The organism is Shewanella sp. 8A (genome assembly GCF_023475945.1).
Lineage (GTDB): Bacteria > Pseudomonadota > Gammaproteobacteria > Enterobacterales > Shewanellaceae > Shewanella > Shewanella xiamenensis.
This window is the reverse complement of sequence record NZ_JAMDJP010000006.1, coordinates 38,169-57,579: the sequence shown is the minus strand read 5'-3', so window position 1 is coordinate 57,579 and position 19,411 is coordinate 38,169. Positions and strand designations below refer to the sequence as shown.

18 protein-coding genes are annotated in these 19,411 nt (G+C 47.1%); 7 read left to right on the top strand and 11 right to left on the bottom strand.

The window, feature by feature from the left end; translation table 11 throughout:
• Positions 1 to 11: 11 nt before the first annotated feature.
• From M0413_RS06215 to recG, 9 genes are all read right to left on the bottom strand, one after another.
• Positions 12 to 386: an ApeI family dehydratase gene (locus M0413_RS06215; RefSeq protein WP_144376095.1), complete on the bottom strand. Its 375-nt coding sequence runs from the start codon at positions 384 to 386 to the stop codon at positions 12 to 14.
• A complete protein-coding gene (locus M0413_RS06210) occupies positions 379 to 1,743 on the bottom strand; it encodes an AMP-binding protein (RefSeq protein WP_249553485.1) in 1,365 nt (454 codons plus the stop codon). The genes M0413_RS06215 and M0413_RS06210 overlap by 8 nt, the downstream gene beginning before the upstream one ends.
• A complete protein-coding gene (locus M0413_RS06205; RefSeq protein ID WP_249553483.1) occupies positions 1,740 to 2,288 on the bottom strand; it encodes a COG4648 family protein in 549 nt (182 codons plus the stop codon). The genes M0413_RS06210 and M0413_RS06205 overlap by 4 nt, the downstream gene beginning before the upstream one ends.
• Positions 2,288 to 2,536, bottom strand: coding sequence for an acyl carrier protein (locus tag M0413_RS06200; RefSeq protein ID WP_011074023.1), 249 nt, complete (start codon positions 2,534 to 2,536; stop codon positions 2,288 to 2,290). Before M0413_RS06200 ends, M0413_RS06205 begins: the two co-directional genes overlap by 1 nt.
• A 9-nt stretch (positions 2,537 to 2,545) precedes the next feature.
• A complete protein-coding gene (locus M0413_RS06195) occupies positions 2,546 to 2,800 on the bottom strand; it encodes a phosphopantetheine-binding protein (protein WP_011074022.1) in 255 nt (84 codons plus the stop codon).
• Positions 2,778 to 3,635: a lysophospholipid acyltransferase family protein gene (locus M0413_RS06190; RefSeq protein WP_037427684.1), complete on the bottom strand. Its 858-nt coding sequence runs from the start codon at positions 3,633 to 3,635 to the stop codon at positions 2,778 to 2,780. Before M0413_RS06190 ends, M0413_RS06195 begins: the two co-directional genes overlap by 23 nt.
• Positions 3,628 to 4,368, bottom strand: a complete 741-nt coding sequence (locus M0413_RS06185) for a beta-ketoacyl synthase chain length factor (RefSeq protein ID WP_249553481.1) — start codon at positions 4,366 to 4,368, stop codon at positions 3,628 to 3,630. The genes M0413_RS06190 and M0413_RS06185 overlap by 8 nt, the downstream gene beginning before the upstream one ends.
• Positions 4,369 to 4,734: 366 nt before the next feature.
• Entirely contained in the window at positions 4,735 to 5,628 is an 894-nt protein-coding gene (locus M0413_RS06180) for a DUF3014 domain-containing protein (protein ID WP_037427687.1), read from the bottom strand.
• A gap of 175 nt (positions 5,629 to 5,803) precedes the next feature.
• Positions 5,804 to 7,879, bottom strand: a complete 2,076-nt coding sequence (gene recG / locus M0413_RS06175; RefSeq protein WP_249553579.1) for an ATP-dependent DNA helicase RecG — start codon at positions 7,877 to 7,879, stop codon at positions 5,804 to 5,806.
• 669 nt (positions 7,880 to 8,548) lie between these two features.
• Between recG and M0413_RS06170 the strand changes: the two genes are divergently transcribed.
• From M0413_RS06170 to M0413_RS06160, 3 genes are all read left to right on the top strand, one after another.
• Positions 8,549 to 9,574 carry an ABC transporter substrate-binding protein gene (locus M0413_RS06170; RefSeq protein WP_413739705.1) on the top strand — a complete coding sequence of 342 codons (1,026 nt, stop codon included), beginning with the start codon at positions 8,549 to 8,551 and terminating at the stop codon, positions 9,572 to 9,574.
• Positions 9,575 to 9,587: 13 nt separating this feature from the next.
• Positions 9,588 to 11,426, top strand: coding sequence for a sensor domain-containing diguanylate cyclase (locus M0413_RS06165; protein WP_249553477.1), 1,839 nt, complete (start codon positions 9,588 to 9,590; stop codon positions 11,424 to 11,426).
• A 103-nt stretch (positions 11,427 to 11,529) separates the two neighbouring features.
• Positions 11,530 to 11,943, top strand: a complete 414-nt coding sequence (locus tag M0413_RS06160; RefSeq protein WP_249553475.1) for a YkgJ family cysteine cluster protein — start codon at positions 11,530 to 11,532, stop codon at positions 11,941 to 11,943.
• Here M0413_RS06160 and M0413_RS06155 read toward each other — a convergent pair.
• Positions 11,906 to 12,745 carry a substrate-binding periplasmic protein gene (locus M0413_RS06155; RefSeq protein WP_169548246.1) on the bottom strand — a complete coding sequence of 280 codons (840 nt, stop codon included), beginning with the start codon at positions 12,743 to 12,745 and terminating at the stop codon, positions 11,906 to 11,908. The genes M0413_RS06160 and M0413_RS06155 overlap by 38 nt on opposite strands.
• A 167-nt stretch (positions 12,746 to 12,912) precedes the next feature.
• On the opposite strand from M0413_RS06155, the gene paeA reads away from it, so the two are divergent.
• Positions 12,913 to 14,229 (top strand): polyamine export protein PaeA, encoded by a 1,317-nt coding sequence (paeA, locus tag M0413_RS06150; RefSeq protein WP_037423329.1) that lies wholly within the window; start codon positions 12,913 to 12,915, stop codon positions 14,227 to 14,229.
• A 56-nt stretch (positions 14,230 to 14,285) separates the two neighbouring features.
• On the opposite strand, the gene ilvY is transcribed toward paeA, so the two are convergent.
• Positions 14,286 to 15,158: an HTH-type transcriptional activator IlvY gene (ilvY, locus tag M0413_RS06145; RefSeq protein WP_069454085.1), complete on the bottom strand. Its 873-nt coding sequence runs from the start codon at positions 15,156 to 15,158 to the stop codon at positions 14,286 to 14,288.
• A 196-nt stretch (positions 15,159 to 15,354) separates the two neighbouring features.
• Between ilvY and ilvC the strand changes: the two genes are divergently transcribed.
• From ilvC to ilvM, 3 genes are all read left to right on the top strand, one after another.
• Positions 15,355 to 16,833: a ketol-acid reductoisomerase gene (gene ilvC, locus M0413_RS06140; protein ID WP_069454086.1), complete on the top strand. Its 1,479-nt coding sequence runs from the start codon at positions 15,355 to 15,357 to the stop codon at positions 16,831 to 16,833.
• 579 nt (positions 16,834 to 17,412) lie between these two features.
• A complete protein-coding gene (gene ilvG, locus M0413_RS06135; RefSeq protein WP_172588034.1) occupies positions 17,413 to 19,086 on the top strand; it encodes an acetolactate synthase 2 catalytic subunit in 1,674 nt (557 codons plus the stop codon).
• Positions 19,083 to 19,343 carry an acetolactate synthase 2 small subunit gene (gene ilvM, locus M0413_RS06130; RefSeq protein ID WP_109277610.1) on the top strand — a complete coding sequence of 87 codons (261 nt, stop codon included), beginning with the start codon at positions 19,083 to 19,085 and terminating at the stop codon, positions 19,341 to 19,343. Before ilvG ends, ilvM begins: the two co-directional genes overlap by 4 nt.
• Positions 19,344 to 19,411 lie beyond the last annotated feature (68 nt).

The window sequence follows — 19,411 nt, the reverse complement described above, 5'->3', positions numbered from 1 at the left end:
CATTCCGTCGGTCACTGCGCCGCTCCATCACCTTGCTTGCTGGCAAAGCTGATACGGCCTGAGGCATAGCGGTGGTCGCCATCGCTGTAGGCAAAGGTGAGTTTTTCCTTGGCGGCATTGTGACTGATGACTAAGGTCACTTCCTGCCCTGGCAGAATAAGCTGTTGAAACTTTAGTACTTCTAAATTAGCGACCGCAGCGTTGTAACCAAAATGCTCGCAACCTAAGCGCACGGCCCAATCGAGTTGGGTCACGCCGGGGAGTACGGCTTGCTCGGGGAAATGGCCGTTAAAATATTCGAGATCGGCGGCGACCAGCAGGCGTAATTCGATGCTATCAGGGCCGAACTCTGATGTGAGTATCGGCGGTAAACTCGACTTAATCATGGTCAAATAACTCAACTAGCTGGGCGGCGACACGCTTACCCTGAGTGTTTAACGGTAGGGTGTCGGGGTAACGCCAACGGCGCGGTAAGGTTACTCGTTCAAACTGGGTCAGTAGATGCGCTTTTAAGGCATTGTTGATACTGAGTTTTCCCTGCTCTTGATGCACGCTACGGCCCAATGGTGACAGGGTAATGACGGCTCCTAACTGGGATTTAAACTGGGGCAATACGACCAAGGCAGCCTGCTCGACATAGGCGTGGCTACAGAGCAAGGTCTCCATTTGCGCCAGCGACAGGCGTTTTTCTTCAATCTTAACGATGCGATCGAGCCTGCCCTTGAGTCTAAATTGGCCATTGGCTGTCGGTTCGATTTTATCTTCGCAACGTAACCATTGATCGTCGGCCAAATAGGGTGACTTTAGCAGCAGGGCGCCATCGTCAGCGTCTTGGTCTATGGTAATTTGTTCAAACACTTGCCAAGGTTCATCGGCCTCATGTTGGCGGCGATAGGCGATACCGCCGGTTTCGGTGCTACCAAAAATCTCTATGGGTAAATGGCCGTAACATTGGGCGACACCTTGGGCGGCGGTGAAACTTAAGGGGCCGCCGGAGCTGAAGACTAAGCTGGGAGAACGTAATTGGCGTTCGTGCTCCAGTGCCTTGGGCAAACGGGATAATTGTGCCGGGCTACTGATCAAACACAGATTAGGCAACAGCGCAGTGTAGTAGCTTAAGGTCTCTGGATATTCAATTTGCTCGCTTAAAAAGGGTCTACTGGCGGCTAAGGGCCAGAGGATTTTAAACAGCAAGCCATAGATATGCTGATGGGACACGGTTGAGACCACACTGCAATGGGGCAAATGTTCGGCGAAGGTATGCTCGAGCACAGTCACTTCGGCATCGAGCTGCCTTAAGCTCTTGCGAATGGCCTTAGGCTCGCCACTGCTGCCCGAGGTAAACAGCACCAGTTCACCAAAGGTGTCGCTCTTGGGCCAAGGTTTGGTTGGCAGACTCAGCTCTTTATTCAATAGGATAAAGGCGTGACTCTCGCACAATGGTTTGTCGGACAATATGCCTTCAAATTGGTGTGTTAATTCGCTCAAGGTGCCGGTTTGGGTGTTGGGCGGCAAAATAATTTCTTTGCCTGCCAAGAGTGCGGCACACAGGCCAACGGCAAACAGATCGCTGGTATCACTCGCCAGTAGCCATTTTTGCTCAGGCGCTTGGCGCAGCTGCTCATAAAAATGGGTCACCTGATTGGTAAACAAGGTACCTGTGACTATGTCATGGTGGTTAAAGCTGATCAGTTGTTGGGCGAATGGCCCCTGGATTAACCAGTTTTTGAGTAGCTGTGTCATGTTTTCTTCAACCAAAAGCTGCGATATAACCATTCCCCACCGAGGAGCAGTCCCATGAGTACATATGCAATCAAACCGTTGTACAAGGTCCAAGTTGCTAGGCTGGTAAATGCGGCGGTATAGGCCGCCATTGAGCCATTAAGGATAAATAAGCCGCACCAAAGTAGGGTGACTTTTTTAAGGTAGCCTATGGCTTCATCCGGCAAATCGGGTTCTTTTAACCGCGCGAGCCGCTCTATCATGCTTGGGCCTTGGTATAGCGAGTAGCTAAACAGGGCTAACATGGTGAGATTAATCACCACGGGGTAATACAACAGCCAGTCGCTGCGTTTTGCCACAAAACTGCCAGCAGTGAGCGCAATCCCCACAATCAAAGGCAAGGCTAATGTCTTAACCTTTTGCTTTTGCAGCATTAAACGCACGACTAACAACAGGCAAAGCACTAGGGCGATTGTGCCTGCGGGTAGATAGTTTAGCCCCAAATACACGGCAACTGGGTAGGCGATCAGCGCGAGTGCGGTGAGCACCTGTAGCAGGACGCGCATTAGTCTTTTACTAGGCCTTCAATGGCGTTGACCACATCATTGACGGTACGAACTGATTTAAATTCATCGGGTTGAATTTTTTTGCCTGTCAGTTGTTGCAGCTTAATCACCAGATCGACGGCATCAATACTGTCCAGATCTAACTCTTCGTAAAGATTGGCGTCAGGGGTAATCGCATCGGCATCGATTTCAAACTCATCCACTAAAATCGTGGTCAGCATAGCGAGGATTTGTTCACGGTTTTGCATCTTCCTCTCCTATGGGCGCTGTGATTCGATAAATTTAGCAAGGCTGGCCACACTGTAAAAATGTGCTTTAGTGCTATCCGAGTTGGCTTCGATTTTGACATCAAACTTTTTCTTGATGGCTAACCCTAACTCGAGGGCGTCGATAGAATCGAGTCCGAGTCCGTCACCAAATAGCGGCGCATCGGTTTCAATATCATCAATACTGACATCTTCTAGGTCGAGGCAGTCGATAATTAACTGTTTAATTTCGTTGTGTAAAGTCATAATTATTTTCGAGTTGTTGTTGATAATATTGTTCAAGGTCCCGAGTTAATTGTCGGGCCATTTTCGCATGCTCACCCAAAGGGGCTTGATAGGCTTGGTGAGGAATTGGATTGCCGATTTCGACGGCCATCCCCATGGTCTGCCTTGGGATCTCATACCAAGGCTGTTCCTTTGTCAAACCTCGCACATTAGTGCGCAAAACCACAGGTAAAATATCGGCTTGGGTACGAATGGCAATATTGGCGGCGCCCCGGGCAAATTCATTAATTATTGAGCCAAATACTGTGCGCGTACCTTCAGGGAAGATAATTAAATTAGTGCCTCTGGCGAGCACTTCGCGGCAATCTTCGAGCATCAACTCTGCGCCGCGATTCGGGATATAACCTGCGCAGGAAACCACACCACGTAAAAACGGATTACGCCAAAGGCCTTGTTTAACGATACAACCCGCATTGGGCATGAGGCTGATCAACACCACCACATCGACGAGACTCGGGTGATTGGCGATGACGATCACCCCTTTGGCGCTATGTAACTGCTCGGCATTATGGGTGCTAACGTTGATCACCCCAGCCCACGTCAACATAGCGACAAAGCCTTTAAACATAGTGTGCACGGCTTTTTGCACGCGGATAATCCTCGCCTCAGGTGTGCCGGGCCAAAAACGCAGTAACGGCAATATAGTGAGCGAACTTAACAGTCCACCTAAACCAAAGGCAATATAGCAACTGACGCCACCGAGCCAACGGGGAATATAGTTGATTCCCGTGCGGCGTTTTTCGGGCAGCGTATAAGCGACATTGAACTGTGCCCCCTGTGGAGCGGGATTAGCCATGTTCTACGCTCCAGTGCCAATGGGATAAACAGCCAGCAATGTTTTGTGAGGTCGCTAGAGCATGGATCAACATGCCGTAGGACAGCGCAGGAGTGACTTGTTGCTGTGCTTGAGTCAGTTGGCTTAGCGTGAGCTTTACGGACGAGCGATGACAAGCAGGCGCGAGGGTAAAACCTAAGGCTAAGGGGAGTTCATACTCTTGGGTAAACTCATCGTATACCGGTGGCACAGGATCATCGCCAAAGATCAGTAATAACGGCTCTGCTGATTGATGTAGCTGGGCGAAAGCTTCCACCATGGCTTGGGAAAGGGTTTCAGTGCCTGCGGCAATTGAGGTAGAAGGGGCGGTGTTATTGTGTAAAATGCCCAAAATACCACTGCCGGTGTTATGCACGGATTGACTAAAACCTAAGGGAGAAAGCGGTTGCTTAGCGATAATATCTTCGAGTAAGCCAATTGTGCGATGCAGTTCGCCGTGGCGGGAAGCAAATATCGAACGGCAGTTTGGTGGCGTATCACATTGAAAACTGACATCCAGCATCATTTTTGTTAAACGGCTAAAGCGTCTACGCTGCATGGCTGGCACTTGGGGAAGTGCCGGAGATATGCTGTCAGTGGGGGAAGCCTCTTTGGTCGTTTCAGCCGAGTGCTTGCACCAAGTTTGCCAGTCATCATGCTGCGGATAGTTTGGAGCCCACGCCCCCCAAGAGAGGATGCTGAATCTGAGTTGCACTACTTTGCCTCGACACTATTTAAAGCTGTCTTAGTTATCCCTAACTAAGCGAAAACATTAATGAATTGACTGGCTTATCGCTATTTGCTCGTTGGATGAACGAACACAATTCTCCCATTTATTGAACGGCACATTCTACACTAAGTCCTTAGTTTTAATGAAGTCATTTGCATATGCAAGGTTAATAAAATGCAATGAGATTTTGCTTTGTCACTGTTGGCTAACATAGTTTTCAGAACGGGATAAAGACAGGGAGTGTAGACTAAGTGGCTTAACCTCAGTTGAACAGGCTCTGATATCAATAGTAAACAGACGCTCGAGGCGCCTGTTTATTATTAATAATGCCACTATTGATTGAATATCAATCTATTGTGCGAGTTGGCTTTCCATTTTACGCAGTGCAGTTTTCACTTTACGAGTGTTCTCTGGTCCCATACGAACAAGCAGTTTTTGGGCACTGGGTAAGGCTTCCAAATTGGGATCAACGAAGCGATAGTTGACGCTAATTGAACTCAGCTCAATGGGCTCTTCAATAATTGGCGCTGCGAGCATTACCTTAATTGCTTGTAGCATTCTGTCATTGAATTTGGCGTTGCTATAACCCAGTTCAGCGAAGGCTTCATCAAATAGCGGCGTGAGTTGCTTGTAGGTGTGCATTAAGCTTTGCTCATCCATATTGGCAATGACGGTCGCGTAGGCATCATATCTGTGGTAACTCTCTGGATTTAAATACACTTTGTTAGTGATTTCCGCCACGGTAAAGAGTTTTTCAGGGCCCTTAATTGGGCTGACTTTGCGGGTCAATTCGCCCTGCGCCAAGTTATCCACGAAGACTACAAACTGACGGATCAAATCTTGTGTGACTAAGGATGAACCTACGACATTATTGCTGATAAGTGCCAGTGCTTTTTGATGCACAAAAGCATCACTCTCAGGCAAGTTTGGCACCGTTTCTACGGGCGCTTGAGGCTCAACGGTAGTGGTTGAGTCAGTTTCCGTCGTGGTCGTTTGTGGTGTTACGTTTTCCACTGGAGTGGTTTCAGGCTCCGGGTTTGTTTCCAGAGTAAGCGGTTCTGACGATGGTGGCTCTGGTAGTACTATCGGTGCATTAGGAATGAGTTTGGGTGAGTCATCTTTACTATAGTAGTAATAACCTGCCGCAGAGAGCAGGATGACGAGCACAATCGCAATCAATGCAAAGCGATTGCTGCTAGACGAGGTCTCTTGAGGTGTAATTCTATCATCTTGATTAACTTGCATTTTACATCCTTCGCTTCAGTGTCAAGGTAATGTGGTGAATATCATGCAGCTAACATTAAAGTGCAAGTGCCGCCTTTTAGGTTGCAAGTTCATTTTGCAAGTTTACACGCGCTTGTCCATAGCGGTTAGCTGAACAGGTTGAATTTATTTTACCTTGAAGGGGTTAGCTTAAGGTTTACGCTTGGACATATTGTTGCCTATGCCCAAGCCAACGATGAATAATGGCATCAACCGCATCGGGTGCTTGCGACATCACATGATTCGCAAGCTTTTGGATATGTGGTATAAGCGCTTGATCTCTAACTAAATCAGCTATCTTAAGTTCGGCTAGCCCTGTCTGTTTAGTGCCTAACACTTCACCGGGACCACGTATCTCTAGGTCTTTCTGTGCGATAACAAAACCATCATTACTCTGCCGCAGGACATTCAACCGCTGACTTGCGGTTTGACTCAGCGGCGCCTTGTAGAGTAACACACAATGACTGGCTACGGCACCGCGCCCTACTCGTCCTCGCAGTTGGTGCAGCTGTGCAAGCCCTAATCGTTCGGGGTTTTCGATAATCATCAAGCTGGAATTGGGGACATCGACGCCGACCTCAATTACTGTGGTTGCCACCAATAAGTTGATGGTTCCCGCTTTAAAGTCCGCCATAATTTGTTGCTTTTCAGCACCTTTCATCCTGCCGTGGACTAAACCTATGGTCAGCTCCGGCAGCGATAGTCGTAATTCTTCGGCAGTATCTTCGGCGGCTTGGCACTCGAGGACTTCGGATTCTTCAATCAAGGTACAGACCCAATAGGCTTGGCGCTTGTCCGTGATCACGCTGTTGCGGACGCGCTCGAGTACTTCATTACGGCGCGAATCGGGTATGGCGACTGTGGTAACGGGCGTGCGACCAGGGGGTAACTCATCGATAATCGAGGTATCTAAATCGGCGTAGGCCGTCATGGCTAACGTCCGTGGGATCGGGGTTGCCGTCATAATCAACTGATGGGGATGAAACCCTTGATTGATGCCTTTTTCCCTTAGCCCCATCCGTTGGTGGACACCGAATCTGTGCTGCTCGTCGATGATGATTAAGGCAAGCTTTTGGAAGATAACCTGCTGTTGAAAGATGGCGTGGGTACCGATCACCATTTGGGCGGCGCCAGATTCAATATCCTCTAAAGATTGCGCCCGAGCTTTACCTTTAAGCTTACCCGCAAGCCAACCGACTTTTAATCCTAGTGGTTCAAACCACGCGGCAAAGTTAGCTGCATGCTGCTCGGCGAGTAATTCGGTGGGCGCCATCATGGCCACTTGATAGCCGTTTTCAATCGCTTGAAGGGCGGCGAGGGCGGCGACTAAGGTTTTGCCTGAGCCAACATCCCCTTGCACTAAGCGCATCATGGGGTGCGGTTGCTCTAAATCTTTACCTATTTCGGCAACGACACGTTGCTGCGCGCCTGTAGGTTTAAAGGGCAGTGAGGCGAGAAAGGGATTTAATAGCTGGCCTGTGGCATGCATGGTCACGGCGGCGTCGAGGTTACTGCGTTGCCTGAGACGAAGCATACTCAGGTTGTGGGCGAGTAATTCTTCCTGCACCAGTCGCTGCTGCGCGGGGTGTTGACCAAGCTCTAAATCAAATTGTGAAATTCCCGCATGGGGGCGATGCAGGGTTTGCAGCGCCTGTTTTAGGCTCAAATTGTTCGGCTGCAAATGGGCGGGTAATAACTCGGTCAAGCCGCCATCTTCTAATAATTCAAGTGCCTGCTCGGTGAGCTTAATCCAACTCGCCTGTTTTAAGCCCTCGGTGGTGGGATAAATCGGCGTGAGTGTATCGCTTAGGTGAATATCCTCACCCGGATAGACGATTTTATATTCGGGGTGGACTATTTCCGCTTGATGATTGCCGCGACGAATTTCGCCATAGGCACGGATCATTAATCCATTTTGCATCGCATTGCGCTGCGCCATTGAAAAGTTAAAAAAGCGTAGGCTCATGCTGCCAGTATTGTCACGCACATTGCAGACGAGCATACGTTTACGGCCTTGAAGGATTTGAGTCGACTGGATTTCGGCCTCAATGGTGCCGTAATTTCCGGGCATGAGTGCGGCGATGGGATAGATTTGCGTGCGGTCTTCGTAGCGCAGGGGCAAGTGAAACAGCAGATCTTGTACTGTTGTGATGCCGAGTTTGGCGAGTTTTTCCGCGACTCTTTTGGCGACGCCCTTGAGTTCGGTGATCGGAACAAGATCCAATTGCTGCAAGTCGTTAGCACTCAATCACTGTGAATTTATACATATACTAACAGAGAATAAACGTAAGGCAATCTTGGGGGATCGACTGTGGTTAAGTGCGCTATGTAAAGAGGCTGAATGATTAGGGCGTGTTGACGTTTCAGGGTTATTTTTGCAGCAATTAGGCTGGCTTTTATGCAAGGCAAAGTCCGTGCCGTGTAGTTATTCTACATAAACGGACGATAACGCGGCAGAAAAGCCAGCCAAATGCTGCCAGAAGGGGTCGTCTGGCAAGCTCTTGCTCTTACTTTCTGTCATAAGAGCCGCTCGTCATTTGAGTAGAATAACTACACATCATTCCTCGTTTCGCGAGCACGAACTTGCCAGAACGAACAAAATCTAATCTCGAAACGTCAACACGCCCTAATATTGGGATTAAAAATAGCCTCTTATCTTATACGTCGAGTTATCTTATTAATATTAAATGAATATTCTATAATTTCGAGCTTAAAACAGGAGCGAAAATTAATATTCTTTATTATAAAGTACACTTTTTGTTATTTTGTGGTTTAATCGAAGTGTTGGTTGCCATTGAGTTGTTTTGGTAATTATGCGGTAACAAGGTTGTGAATCGATAATAATAAAGTGACCTCTGTGATGGATCACATGCGGGGAAACACGGTCGAGGAGTACTCGCCTTTGCATCTATTATGTTTACGTTGTTTATGGATAGGCATACTGTGTTTTGCTTTGCCTGCGTGGGCTAAATTGGATGTGGTTTTTTTTAATCCGGGCGCGGTTACGGATAGCTTTTGGGGTGATGTCGATAAATTAATGCAGGTGGCTTCATCAAAGCTTGATATTAATTTGCAAATCATACATTCAGATCGCAATCACTTTAAAATGATTGCTCAATTAGAAACGTTATTAAAATCTCACCCATCACTTCCTACTCATATTATTTTAGTGAATGAGAAGCAGTCTGCGATAAAAATGTTGCAGATGCTTTATCAGTATCCCATATATGTTCAATTGATTTTAAATGATATTTCTGTCGCCGAGCGAGAACACTTATTGGCAGATCCACATTGGCAAACTTATTTATTACCAGCGATTATCCCAGATAACTATGCTATTGGTGCTGATACCGCTAAAAATTTGCTAAGTCGTTTAGAAAATAAAAAGGCTAAGGTTTTATTAATCTCGGGCGATAAATCTACGCCCGCATCAGTGTTAAGAACTCAAGGCGCTAATGATTATTTCTTTATGCAACCCAATGTTATTGTTACTCAAACGGTATATGGTCAATGGCGTGAAGATATTGCTTATGATCAAACATTAACCTTGCTCAGCCGTTATCCGGATTTAACCTTAATCTGGACGGCGAACGATAAAATGGCTATCGGAGTGGTAAAAGCACTCCGCGAAAAGGGCCTTGAACCTGGACGTGATGTACTGGTCAGTTCGATTAATACTTCCCCTGAGATTTTGTCGCTCTGCCAAGAACGTAAAGTGAGTGCTCTGGGAGGTGGGCATTTTTTAGCGGGTGCTTTAGGGTTAATTCAGCTCAAACAATACCAAGAGACCCAACGTTATTCCTCCTATGAGGATATAGAACTCTTTAGGGTACTTAATCCCGATTCAGCTTTTTATCAGAAGTTAGTTGCAAGGGATTGGGCTGGGATTTTTAAGACACAAATAGTGGATAAGTTATCACAACAGTAATTAATAGGTATTCATGAAGCATCGTAATCATTCCATCAGTCATAGAATGACGCTCACTATTATTGGGGTGAGCTCATTTTTTGCTGTCCTGACCATGCTGGTGCAGTTAGTCTGGAATTATCAAGAAAGCATTGATAATACAACTGCCGATATTCGTGAATATTCCGAATCGATCTTACCCACTATTGCTAAGTCACTTTGGGATGTGGACCATGGTCTGTTATCTGATTTGCTTTCAGGCTTGGGCATGATGCCGATGGTGTCGAGTGTCAATTTAGAGAGTATCGATGGCGTAGCCATGCAGTTGGGCAAGGCGATTCACGCTAAGGATTCTCGACAAACTCTGTTTCGTTACCCAATTATGTATCAGGAACAACAGATTGGTATGCTGACTGTCGGGCTGGATACGGACAAACTCTATTACGAATTATGGCAACAATTGATCATTATTGTCTTAGGCAATGGGCTTAAAACCTTACTGATGATTTATCTTATCCTTACGCTGGTGCGTTTATTGGTGACCAATCGTTTATCGGAATTGGAGCGGTTTGCTAACCAGATAAATCTGAATGCATTACCTAAGTTAACCGTACCCGATAGTGTGGTGAGAAATCCTGATGAAATTGGTCATGTTGCTCAATCGCTTCAGGCTATGTATCAAAGAATTCGCAACGATCTCGCGGTTAATAAACGCCAAAAGCGTGCATTGCAGCAACAGCAAAGTCAGTTAGCACGTTTAGTTGATGAGCGGACTCAAGCGCTCAATTGGCAGTCCCAAGCTAGCCAACTGTTAGCTGAAATATCATTGCAATTTTTAACAGTGGAGACCCTTAACTTAGACAACAACCTCACTGAGGTTTGCCGTAAAATCGGGCGATTATTTGATGTCGAAAGGGTAAGCTTAATAGAGTTTAGCCAACGACAGGTAAATTACCGTTGCGTTTGGTCTAGTGAATCTAATGTATCTGAAATTATTAGTATTTCTGCGGATGTTGTTACTTTGCTGGCACAAAAATTTGAGCAGGAATCGACATTAGTTATCGAGAATGTCGACTCATTGAAGCAAACATCGCCTGAAGAATACGGGTTACTTCGAGGTATTGGTATTTGCTCTATTGCCGCATTTGCCATGAAAAATGCCGATGAAATTGTCGGGCTATTATCGCTCTCAATGGTTTCTCGACCACTAAATTGGACTAAACAAAAAAAAGTGATGTTGACTCAGTTTTCCGCAGCGCTGAACGAGTTATTGCTGCGTGAAGAAAAAGAGCGACAGATGCTTAACTTACAGCAAGCACTGGTAACGGTGAATACGCAACTCAGAGTTATGGCTGAAACCGATGAGTTAACTGGGCTGAGCAATCGACGCCCCTTTACACAAACACTCGACACATTACTCCATGGCAACACAGCAGTCGGTGTGTTGATGTTGGATATTGATTATTTTAAGAGTTACAACGACAACTACGGGCATATTGAAGGCGATGCTGTACTTAGGCGAGTGGCTCAGGATTTAAAAGGCTGTGAAATTTTACCACCCAATGCGCTGCTAGCTCGCATTGGTGGCGAAGAGTTTGCAGTTGTTTTAGCGAAAATCACACCAATCCAATTGGAAGCCATTGCTACCCAACTGTGCAATCAAGTCGCTGCATTGAATATTCCGCACTTGGGTGCACCTACCGGTAAGATTACTCTTAGTATTGGTGGAGTGTATTTACCGCCGGATGCATTAAATGAACTCACCATTTCGAATGTATTACGCCGTGCCGATATCTGCCTTTATCGCGCTAAAGAGCGTGGTCGCAATACAGTGGTGATGGAGTCGCCTCAAACAGCACTAGCTCATTCTTGAGCTTGTATTAGTCAAGCCTTGGTTCCGTCTGTGACCACAGATTTATTTCTATTTGGGGCCTGTTATAATTGCTGCCCTTTATTGTTTATCTGAAGGTTTTGGTGTGTCAAAACGGAGCAAAAATACGGTAAATTCGGTATCGATTTTTAATATTGATGATTTATCAACTTGGCAAAAATATCGCAAAGGCCTGTGTGATACCTGCCATGCAACTTGTTGTACTTTGCCCGTTGAAGTGACCGTAAGTGACTTAGTGCGCATGGGTTTGGTGGATGACTTTGAAGCCGAAGGCGATCTTAAGGCGATTGCCAAGCGCCTGCAAAAAGCGCGTATTATTGACAACTATAACCATAAAACGGCGATTTTTACCCTTTCCCGTATGGCGAATGATGATTGCCTATATCTAGATGGTAAAACTCGCCGCTGTACTATTTATCACCAACGCCCTGAAACCTGTCGTAACCACCCACAAATTGGCCCTAAAGCGAATTACTGCCCTTATCGTCCCCGTGAGTAAGTTTTTGAATATGAAATTGATAGAGGGTTTCGAGTTGATGACTCTCCTGCATCGTTTTTACCTGCCGATTAAACTCATGAGCAATCAGCTCCTTATGGGCTGAATGTTTAGAAATCAGCATGTAAAACGCTTCTTGCTGAGCATTAGGAGAGATCTTTGATGCTAGTGCTTGAGGGAGTTGTGCAGCATGCGCCAAAGCTAGCGTGCCCGCCAGTATTTCTTTGCGGGCGAGAAAGAACTTACATCTTTGTTTTAGTAGCATTTCCGGTAAATGTCCTAGGGAATGTATTTCGCTAAGGGGAGTCTCTTTACGCCAGCCAAAATTATCGTAGTTGAATCCTTTAATGCCGCAAACCTTGCCAAAGTGAGCTAATTGATTGATATCATCGATATGAAACAGCGGGTCCAATTCAGCTTTTAAATAAAAATAACTTGGAGTGAGGTAATAATAAGCGATAGATGGGATATAATCAGTCGCTCTTTGTCGGTTGAGCGATGCGCTCATCGCAGCATCTATGCTGCCATTTTGGACGTCTTTTAAACAGCGGAGCCAAGGCAAAGCCAGTACTTCATAATCAATTCCAATGGGCTTAAAGGTGCGCTCTAGCAGGTCAATGTCGTAGCCGCTAAGCGTGGAAGTCTTAATACCATCTTGTCGAACAAAGTAATTAAACGGTGGATATTCAGTCTCTTCGACACAAAAGCGTAACCTAAATGGGGAAAGCTCATCGGCGCCATAGGTAACAGGCGAGAGCAGAATCACGCATAGTAAAGCGATTAGCGGATATAATGAACGCATCATACTCTTTAAGCTCAATGGCGATTATTAAAGTGTAGCAAAGGGTTATTTGCTGTACTGGCTCTTTATCGCGACATTTCAACCCTGTATCTGGGTAATATTTAACTGGCACGCGAAAATCACTGCGCGGGTTGGTGCAAGTAAGTCAAGTGTGAAATAAAAGGTGTTACATGAGTCTCTTAGATAACGTGATGATTATATTGTGTTTAATTGGTGCAAGTTGTTTCTTTTCCATGTCGGAAATTGCTTTGGCCGCATCACGGAAAATCCGTTTACGTCAGTTAGCCGATGAGGGCGATGCCAGAGCTGAAAAAGTGCTGCATTTACAGTCGTATCCCGGCAGCTTTTTTACTGTGGTTCAAATAGGCTTGAATGCTGTTGCCATCATGGGTGGTATTGTGGGTGAATCAGCATTTCGCCCCTATTTTTATCAATTCCTTTCACCTTGGTTGGCCGATCCTTGGCTGAGCCAGGTGAGCTTTGTGATGTCATTTGTGCTTGTTACCAGTGCTTTTATTTTGGTCGCGGATTTAATGCCTAAGCGTATCGCGATGGCGATGCCAGAGCAGGTTGCTTTGGCCGTTGTTGGCCCGATGAGTTTTTGTATTACCGTGTTAAGACCATTAGTTTGGTTTTTTAATGGTATGGCCAGCGCGATTTTTAAGCTGCTACAAATTCCAACGGCTCGAAATGACGAAATCACCTCCGATGATATTTATGCGGTAATGAATGCCGGTGCTGAAGCGGGGGTGCTCGACAAGGGCGAGCAACAAATGATGGAAAATGTGTTTGAAATGCAGACCGTTTCAGTCACTTCTGCCATGACAGCACGAGAGAGCTTAGTGTATTTCTTGCTGCAAGATAGCGAGGAGGATATCAAGCGTAAAATTGCCGAAGATCCCCATACTAAGTTTTTGGTCTGCGATGGCCAATTGGATATGGTCAAAGGTTTTGTTGACGCAAAGGAGCTGTTGATCCGTGTGATTAACGGCGAAAAAATTACCTTAAAAGACACCAGCCTTGTCCATACTTCGTTGATTATTCCTGACACTTTAAGTCTTTCTGAGGCGATGGAATACTTCAAAAATAGCCGCGCCGATTTCGCCGTGGTGATGAATGAATACGCCCTTGTGGTTGGGATTGTGACCACCAACGATTTACAACGTGCGGTGATGGGCGCTTGGTCGCTACACGAAAGCGAAGAGCAAATTATTGCCCGCGATGGTAATTCTTGGTTAGTGGATGGGGTGACACCGATTACCGACGTCATGCGCGCCTTTGGTATTGAAGAGTTTCCTCACAGCCAAAACTACGAAACCATTGCCGGGTTTATGATGTACATGCTGCGCAAAATTCCTAAGCGCACCGACTTTGTTAATTACGCCGGTTATAAGTTTGAAGTGGTGGATATTGACGCCTACAAGGTCGACCAATTGCTGGTGACGCGTATTGAGGCGAATGATAAATTACAGTCGCCAGATACCTAATCTAGCGTAATAAAGTAGGGAAAACGGGACTCAGTCCCGTTTTATCTCCTGTAAGCTTAAATCGCCTCTAAAAACGCATTGACAATCGGATCGTCCAAGCGTTTGACCTTACAGCAACAGCCTAGTTCGAAGGGAGCAATACTGACTGGCGAAGGTAACAACTGAATACGATCCCGTACTGGACTGTTATTGATCACCACCTCAGGGCTAATGCTCACGCCACAGCCAAGTGCCACCATAGATGCTATGGCTTCCTGTCCCGACACTTGGGCATAAATATTCGGACTAATCCCCATCTGTTTGAACCAATTATCGGCTCGTCGTCGCCCTGGTCCATGGTCAGGAATGATAAAAGGTACTCGTGACCAGTCTATCTGAGCTTGGTTAATCTGTTGCTGCACCGCACAGCGCATAGTGGGAGCGATTAATGAAAGCGGCACATCATCAATCTTGGCAAAATGCAGTGTGGCAGGAAAAGGATCCGGCAGCGCGGCAATGGCAATATCGGCACGATTTTGTTGTACCTCGGCCAGTGCATTAGCCGCATCTCCCGTGGTAAGCGCAATTTCGACAAAGGGATGCTCTTGGCGAAAACGCTCCAATAATTGCGGCAAATGGCTGTAGGCGGCGGTGACTGAGCAATAGAGATTTAAGGTGCCGCGCAGTACATCCTGCTTAAGATCAATACTATGCCGCAGGTCGCGCCAATGGTGCAGCGTCTGCTCGGCGAACAATTTAAACTCACGTCCCGCATGGGTTAAGGTCACGCTGCGGTTATCCCGCTCAAACAGCTTTGCGTTCACTTCATCTTCGAGCCGCTGCAATGCGCGGCTTAAGGTCGAGGGACTGACATGCATCTGCTCCGCCGTCTTGGCAAAGTGCAAACTGTCACATAAGTGTAGGTACAATTTGAGGGTGCGTATGTCCATAACCTCGTCCTATTGGCCGCTTATCTGCGGTATTGAAACTGAAAATGACATTGCAAAAAACGCAATATGAGGTTTCGAATATATCATTTTAAGCAACGATAGCCATAGGTTATAGTGATTTCAATCACAACCAATCGTTAACAATAGGTTGATATTGGTTGAGTCCCCAATTCCCGACTGAAAGGTGGTATCTCAGATGGCTAACTATTTTAACTCTCTGAATTTGCGTCAACAATTAGCACAACTTGGCCAGTGCCGTTTTATGGACCGCTCTGAGTTTAGTGATGGCTGCAATTACATCAAAGATTGGAATATTGTGATTTTAGGCTGTGGTGCTCAGGGCCTTAACCAAGGTCTGAATATGCGTGACTCTGGGCTGAATATCGCTTACGCCCTGCGTCCTGAAGCCATTGCCCAAAAACGTGCCTCATGGCAAAAAGCTACAGACAACGGCTTTAAAGTCGGCACCTTTGAAGAGCTAATCCCTACCGCCGATTTAGTGCTGAACCTAACACCCGATAAGCAGCATTCCAATGTAGTGAGTGCAGTTATGCCGCTGATGAAGCAAGGCGCGACTCTGTCTTACTCCCATGGTTTCAATATCGTTGAAGAAGGCATGCAGATCCGCCCCGATATTACAGTGATCATGGTTGCGCCTAAGTGCCCAGGCACCGAAGTGCGTGAAGAATACAAACGCGGTTTTGGTGTGCCGACCTTGATTGCAGTGCACCCCGAAAACGACCCAAATGGCGATGGTTTAGACATCGCGAAAGCCTATGCGAGCGCCACAGGCGGCGACCGTGCTGGCGTGTTGCAATCCTCTTTTATCGCTGAAGTAAAATCGGATCTGATGGGTGAGCAAACGATCCTCTGCGGTATGTTGCAGACGGGTGCCATCCTAGGTTATGAAAAAATGGTGGCCGATGGTGTTGAGCCTGGCTATGCCGCTAAGTTAATCCAACAAGGTTGGGAAACCGTGACCGAGGCGCTTAAGCACGGCGGTATCACCAACATGATGGACAGACTGTCTAACCCTGCCAAGATTAAAGCGTTTGAAATTGCAGAAGATTTAAAAGAAATCCTGCAACCATTATTTGAAAAGCACATGGATGACATCATCAGCGGTGAGTTCTCTCGCACTATGATGCAAGACTGGGCTAACGATGATGCGAACCTGCTGCGTTGGCGCGCCGAAACAGCCGAAACGGGCTTCGAAAATGCGCCTGTTTCGAGCGAACATATCGACGAGCAAACTTATTTCGATAAGGGTATTTTCTTGGTTGCGATGATCAAAGCGGGTGTGGAACTGGCGTTCGACACTATGGTGTCTGCGGGGATTGTTGAAGAGTCGGCTTACTATGAGTCACTGCATGAAACACCGCTGATCGCTAACACCATTGCCCGCAAACGTCTGTACGAGATGAACGTGGTGATCTCGGATACCGCAGAATACGGTTGTTATCTGTTCAACCATGCTGCAGTACCACTGCTGCGTGACTATGTGAATGCCATGTCGCCAGAGTATTTAGGTGCGGGTCTGAAGGATAGTTCTAATAGTGTTGATAATCTGCAATTAATCGCGATTAACGATGCGATTCGCCACACAGCTGTGGAATATATCGGTGCCGAACTTCGTGGCTATATGACTGATATGAAAAGTATTGTTGGAGCTTAATGGATAAAAGCCGAGCCCCTAAGGATGTGGGGCTTGGCGTGACAAATTGATTCCTGCTTCGTTGGTTGTCGAGCGGGCAAAACTGACATGGGTTAGTCGGCGTTTTTCGCCACTAACGCGATTTTGTTAACGTTTTACTTTGTTGTTTTGCATTGTCTCGGCAGGGAAGCTGAATTTTTTTGACATTAGAAAATTTTTTATTGTGTTTGGCTGTCGCTTTATGGTAAAGCTAATAGCTCGCGGCGGGGTAAGCCTCCTGCCGTAAGCCGTCTCAGTCAGGGACGCAAGAATTAACGCGATACTCATATAGAATACCGATTAGGAATCCATATTGATGTTTAACCAAGCTGCCAAGCTCATTCTCGTGATTATTACCGTCGTGATTATTAAATCACAGCGGGGGCGGCGCATGGCAAACTGGTAGACCTAAAAGGTTAAAAGTTTCGAAAGAACCCCCCGCTCCGAAAGGACCGGGGGGTTCTTCGTTTTCAGGCCCCAGGTTTTGGGACTTACATTTCGAACCAGCACAGATTACGAGTCGATTTTCGACAATTCAGAATTAAGGTAGCGAGAGAAAATATGGAACCAGGGCAGATGATAAGAGGCGCAGACGCGGTTATAAAAGTGTTGGCAGCACATGGTGTTACCACAGTATTTGGTTACCCAGGTGGTGCCATTATGCCAATCTACGATGCCCTCTATGGAAGCCCTGTCGAACATCTCTTAAGCCGCCACGAACAAGGCGCAGCCTTTGCCGCCGTAGGTTACGCCAGAGCCAGTGGTAAAACCGGCGTGTGCTTTGCCACCTCTGGCCCAGGCGCAACCAACCTAATCACTTCACTTGCCGATGCGCTATTGGATTCAGTGCCTGTGGTGGCGATTACGGGTCAGGTCTCAACCGCCGTGATAGGCACAGATGCGTTTCAAGAGATTGATGTGTTGGGGATGTCGCTAAGCTGCACCAAGCATAGTTTTATGGTGACGGATGTAAATGATCTTATCCCGACCTTGTACCAAGCTTTTGAAATCGCTGCATCGGGTCGCCCTGGCCCAGTGCTGGTGGATATCCCCAAGGATATCCAAATCGCTCACCTTGAATACCGCACACCGTTACTGGCCGTGACTAATGAACCCCAAGCCGAGATGAGTGATATCGACGCTGCCCGTGCGCTGTTGGCGCAAGCAAAGCAACCTATGCTGTACGTGGGGGGCGGTGTAGGTATGGCAGGGGCGGTCGATCAGTTGCGGGATTTTATCAACACGACAGGTATGCCATCGGTCGCCACGTTAAAGGGCTTAGGCAGTATTGCCCATGGTACGCCGGGTTATTTAGGCATGTTAGGTATGCACGGCGGTAAGGCGGCTAACCTTGCGGTGCAGGATTGTGATTTATTAGTGGTTGCGGGTGCGCGCTTTGATGACCGAGTAACAGGTCGTTTAGCGACTTTTGCCAATAAAGCCAAAGTCATTCATTTAGATATCGACGCCGCTGAGCTCGGTAAATTACGCCAGCCCGATGTTGCCATTGCCGGTGATTTACGCCAGATTTTCCCCGCCCTTGCTATGGCGCTGAATATCACTCCTTGGCAAGTTGAAGTGGAACATCTTGCCCGCAAACACCAATGGGATTATCAACATCCCGGCAGTTTAATCTACGCTCCCGCTATGCTGCGCCGTTTAGCCAATAAACTGCCCGAAGACAGCGTAGTGTGCTGCGATGTGGGCCAGCATCAAATGTGGGTCGCCCAGCATATGTGGTTCCGTCGCCCTGAAGATCATTTATCCAGCGCAGGTTTAGGCACTATGGGCTTTGGTTTACCCGCTGCTATCGGTGCTCAAGTGGCTCGCCCTGATGCAACTGTGGTCACAGTGTCTGGCGATGGCTCTTTTATGATGAACGTGCAGGAGCTGACCACCATCAAGCGCCGCAAATTACCGGTGAAGATCCTGCTGATTGATAACCAAAAACTGGGGATGGTGAAGCAGTGGCAGCAGCTGTTTTTTGAAGAGCGCTACAGCGAAACCGATTTGTCTGACAATCCTGATTTTGTGTTATTGGCCTCTGCATTTGATATTCCCGGCCGCACGATTTTCTCTTCCGATGAAGTGGAGGAGGCCTTAACCGAAATGTTAGCGGCTAAGGGCCCGTATTTGTTACACGTTGCAATTGACGATGCTTTTAACGTTTGGCCACTGGTGCCCCCTGGCGCATCAAACAGCGATATGATGGACGAAATGGAGAAACAAACATGATCCACTCTCTGGAATTAACGGTTCAACAACGCCCCGAAGTGCTTGAGCGTGTTTTGCGCGTGACTCGCCATCGTGGTTTTACGATCACCCAAATGCAGATGCGGATGAACGACGATGCGAGCCTGTCACTGGACATGGAAGTGGACAGCGAGCGCGCCATCGAGCTGCTCAGCAATCAATTGAATAAATTGATTGATGTCACTCAATGTAAGGTACTGTTACCGCTAAACTTGCAGCAACAAAAAGTACACGCATAAGCATCCAGTGGCTGCGGGTATTAGCGCTGCAGCAAGGCCTAAGGGCACGATTTTCGATTTGAGATAAG

Excerpts from the sequence above, each read along its gene's own strand:
- M0413_RS06215 (WP_144376095.1), bottom strand. The coding sequence starts at position 386 with ATGATTAAGTCGAGTTTACCGCCGATACTCACATCAGAGTTCGGCCCT.
- M0413_RS06210 (WP_249553485.1), bottom strand. The coding sequence starts at position 1,743 with ATGACACAGCTACTCAAAAACTGGTTAATCCAGGGGCCATTCGCCCAA.
- M0413_RS06205 (WP_249553483.1), bottom strand. The coding sequence starts at position 2,288 with ATGCGCGTCCTGCTACAGGTGCTCACCGCACTCGCGCTGATCGCCTAC.
- M0413_RS06200 (WP_011074023.1), bottom strand. The coding sequence starts at position 2,536 with ATGCAAAACCGTGAACAAATCCTCGCTATGCTGACCACGATTTTAGTG.
- M0413_RS06195 (WP_011074022.1), bottom strand. The coding sequence starts at position 2,800 with ATGACTTTACACAACGAAATTAAACAGTTAATTATCGACTGCCTCGAC.
- M0413_RS06190 (WP_037427684.1), bottom strand. The coding sequence starts at position 3,635 with ATGGCTAATCCCGCTCCACAGGGGGCACAGTTCAATGTCGCTTATACG.
- M0413_RS06180 (WP_037427687.1), bottom strand. The coding sequence starts at position 5,628 with ATGCAAGTTAATCAAGATGATAGAATTACACCTCAAGAGACCTCGTCT.
- M0413_RS06165 (WP_249553477.1), top strand. The coding sequence starts at position 9,588 with ATGAAGCATCGTAATCATTCCATCAGTCATAGAATGACGCTCACTATT.
- M0413_RS06155 (WP_169548246.1), bottom strand. The coding sequence starts at position 12,745 with ATGATGCGTTCATTATATCCGCTAATCGCTTTACTATGCGTGATTCTG.
- paeA (WP_037423329.1), top strand. The coding sequence starts at position 12,913 with ATGAGTCTCTTAGATAACGTGATGATTATATTGTGTTTAATTGGTGCA.
- ilvY (WP_069454085.1), bottom strand. The coding sequence starts at position 15,158 with ATGGACATACGCACCCTCAAATTGTACCTACACTTATGTGACAGTTTG.
- ilvC (WP_069454086.1), top strand. The coding sequence starts at position 15,355 with ATGGCTAACTATTTTAACTCTCTGAATTTGCGTCAACAATTAGCACAA.
- ilvG (WP_172588034.1), top strand. The coding sequence starts at position 17,413 with ATGGAACCAGGGCAGATGATAAGAGGCGCAGACGCGGTTATAAAAGTG.
- ilvM (WP_109277610.1), top strand. The coding sequence starts at position 19,083 with ATGATCCACTCTCTGGAATTAACGGTTCAACAACGCCCCGAAGTGCTT.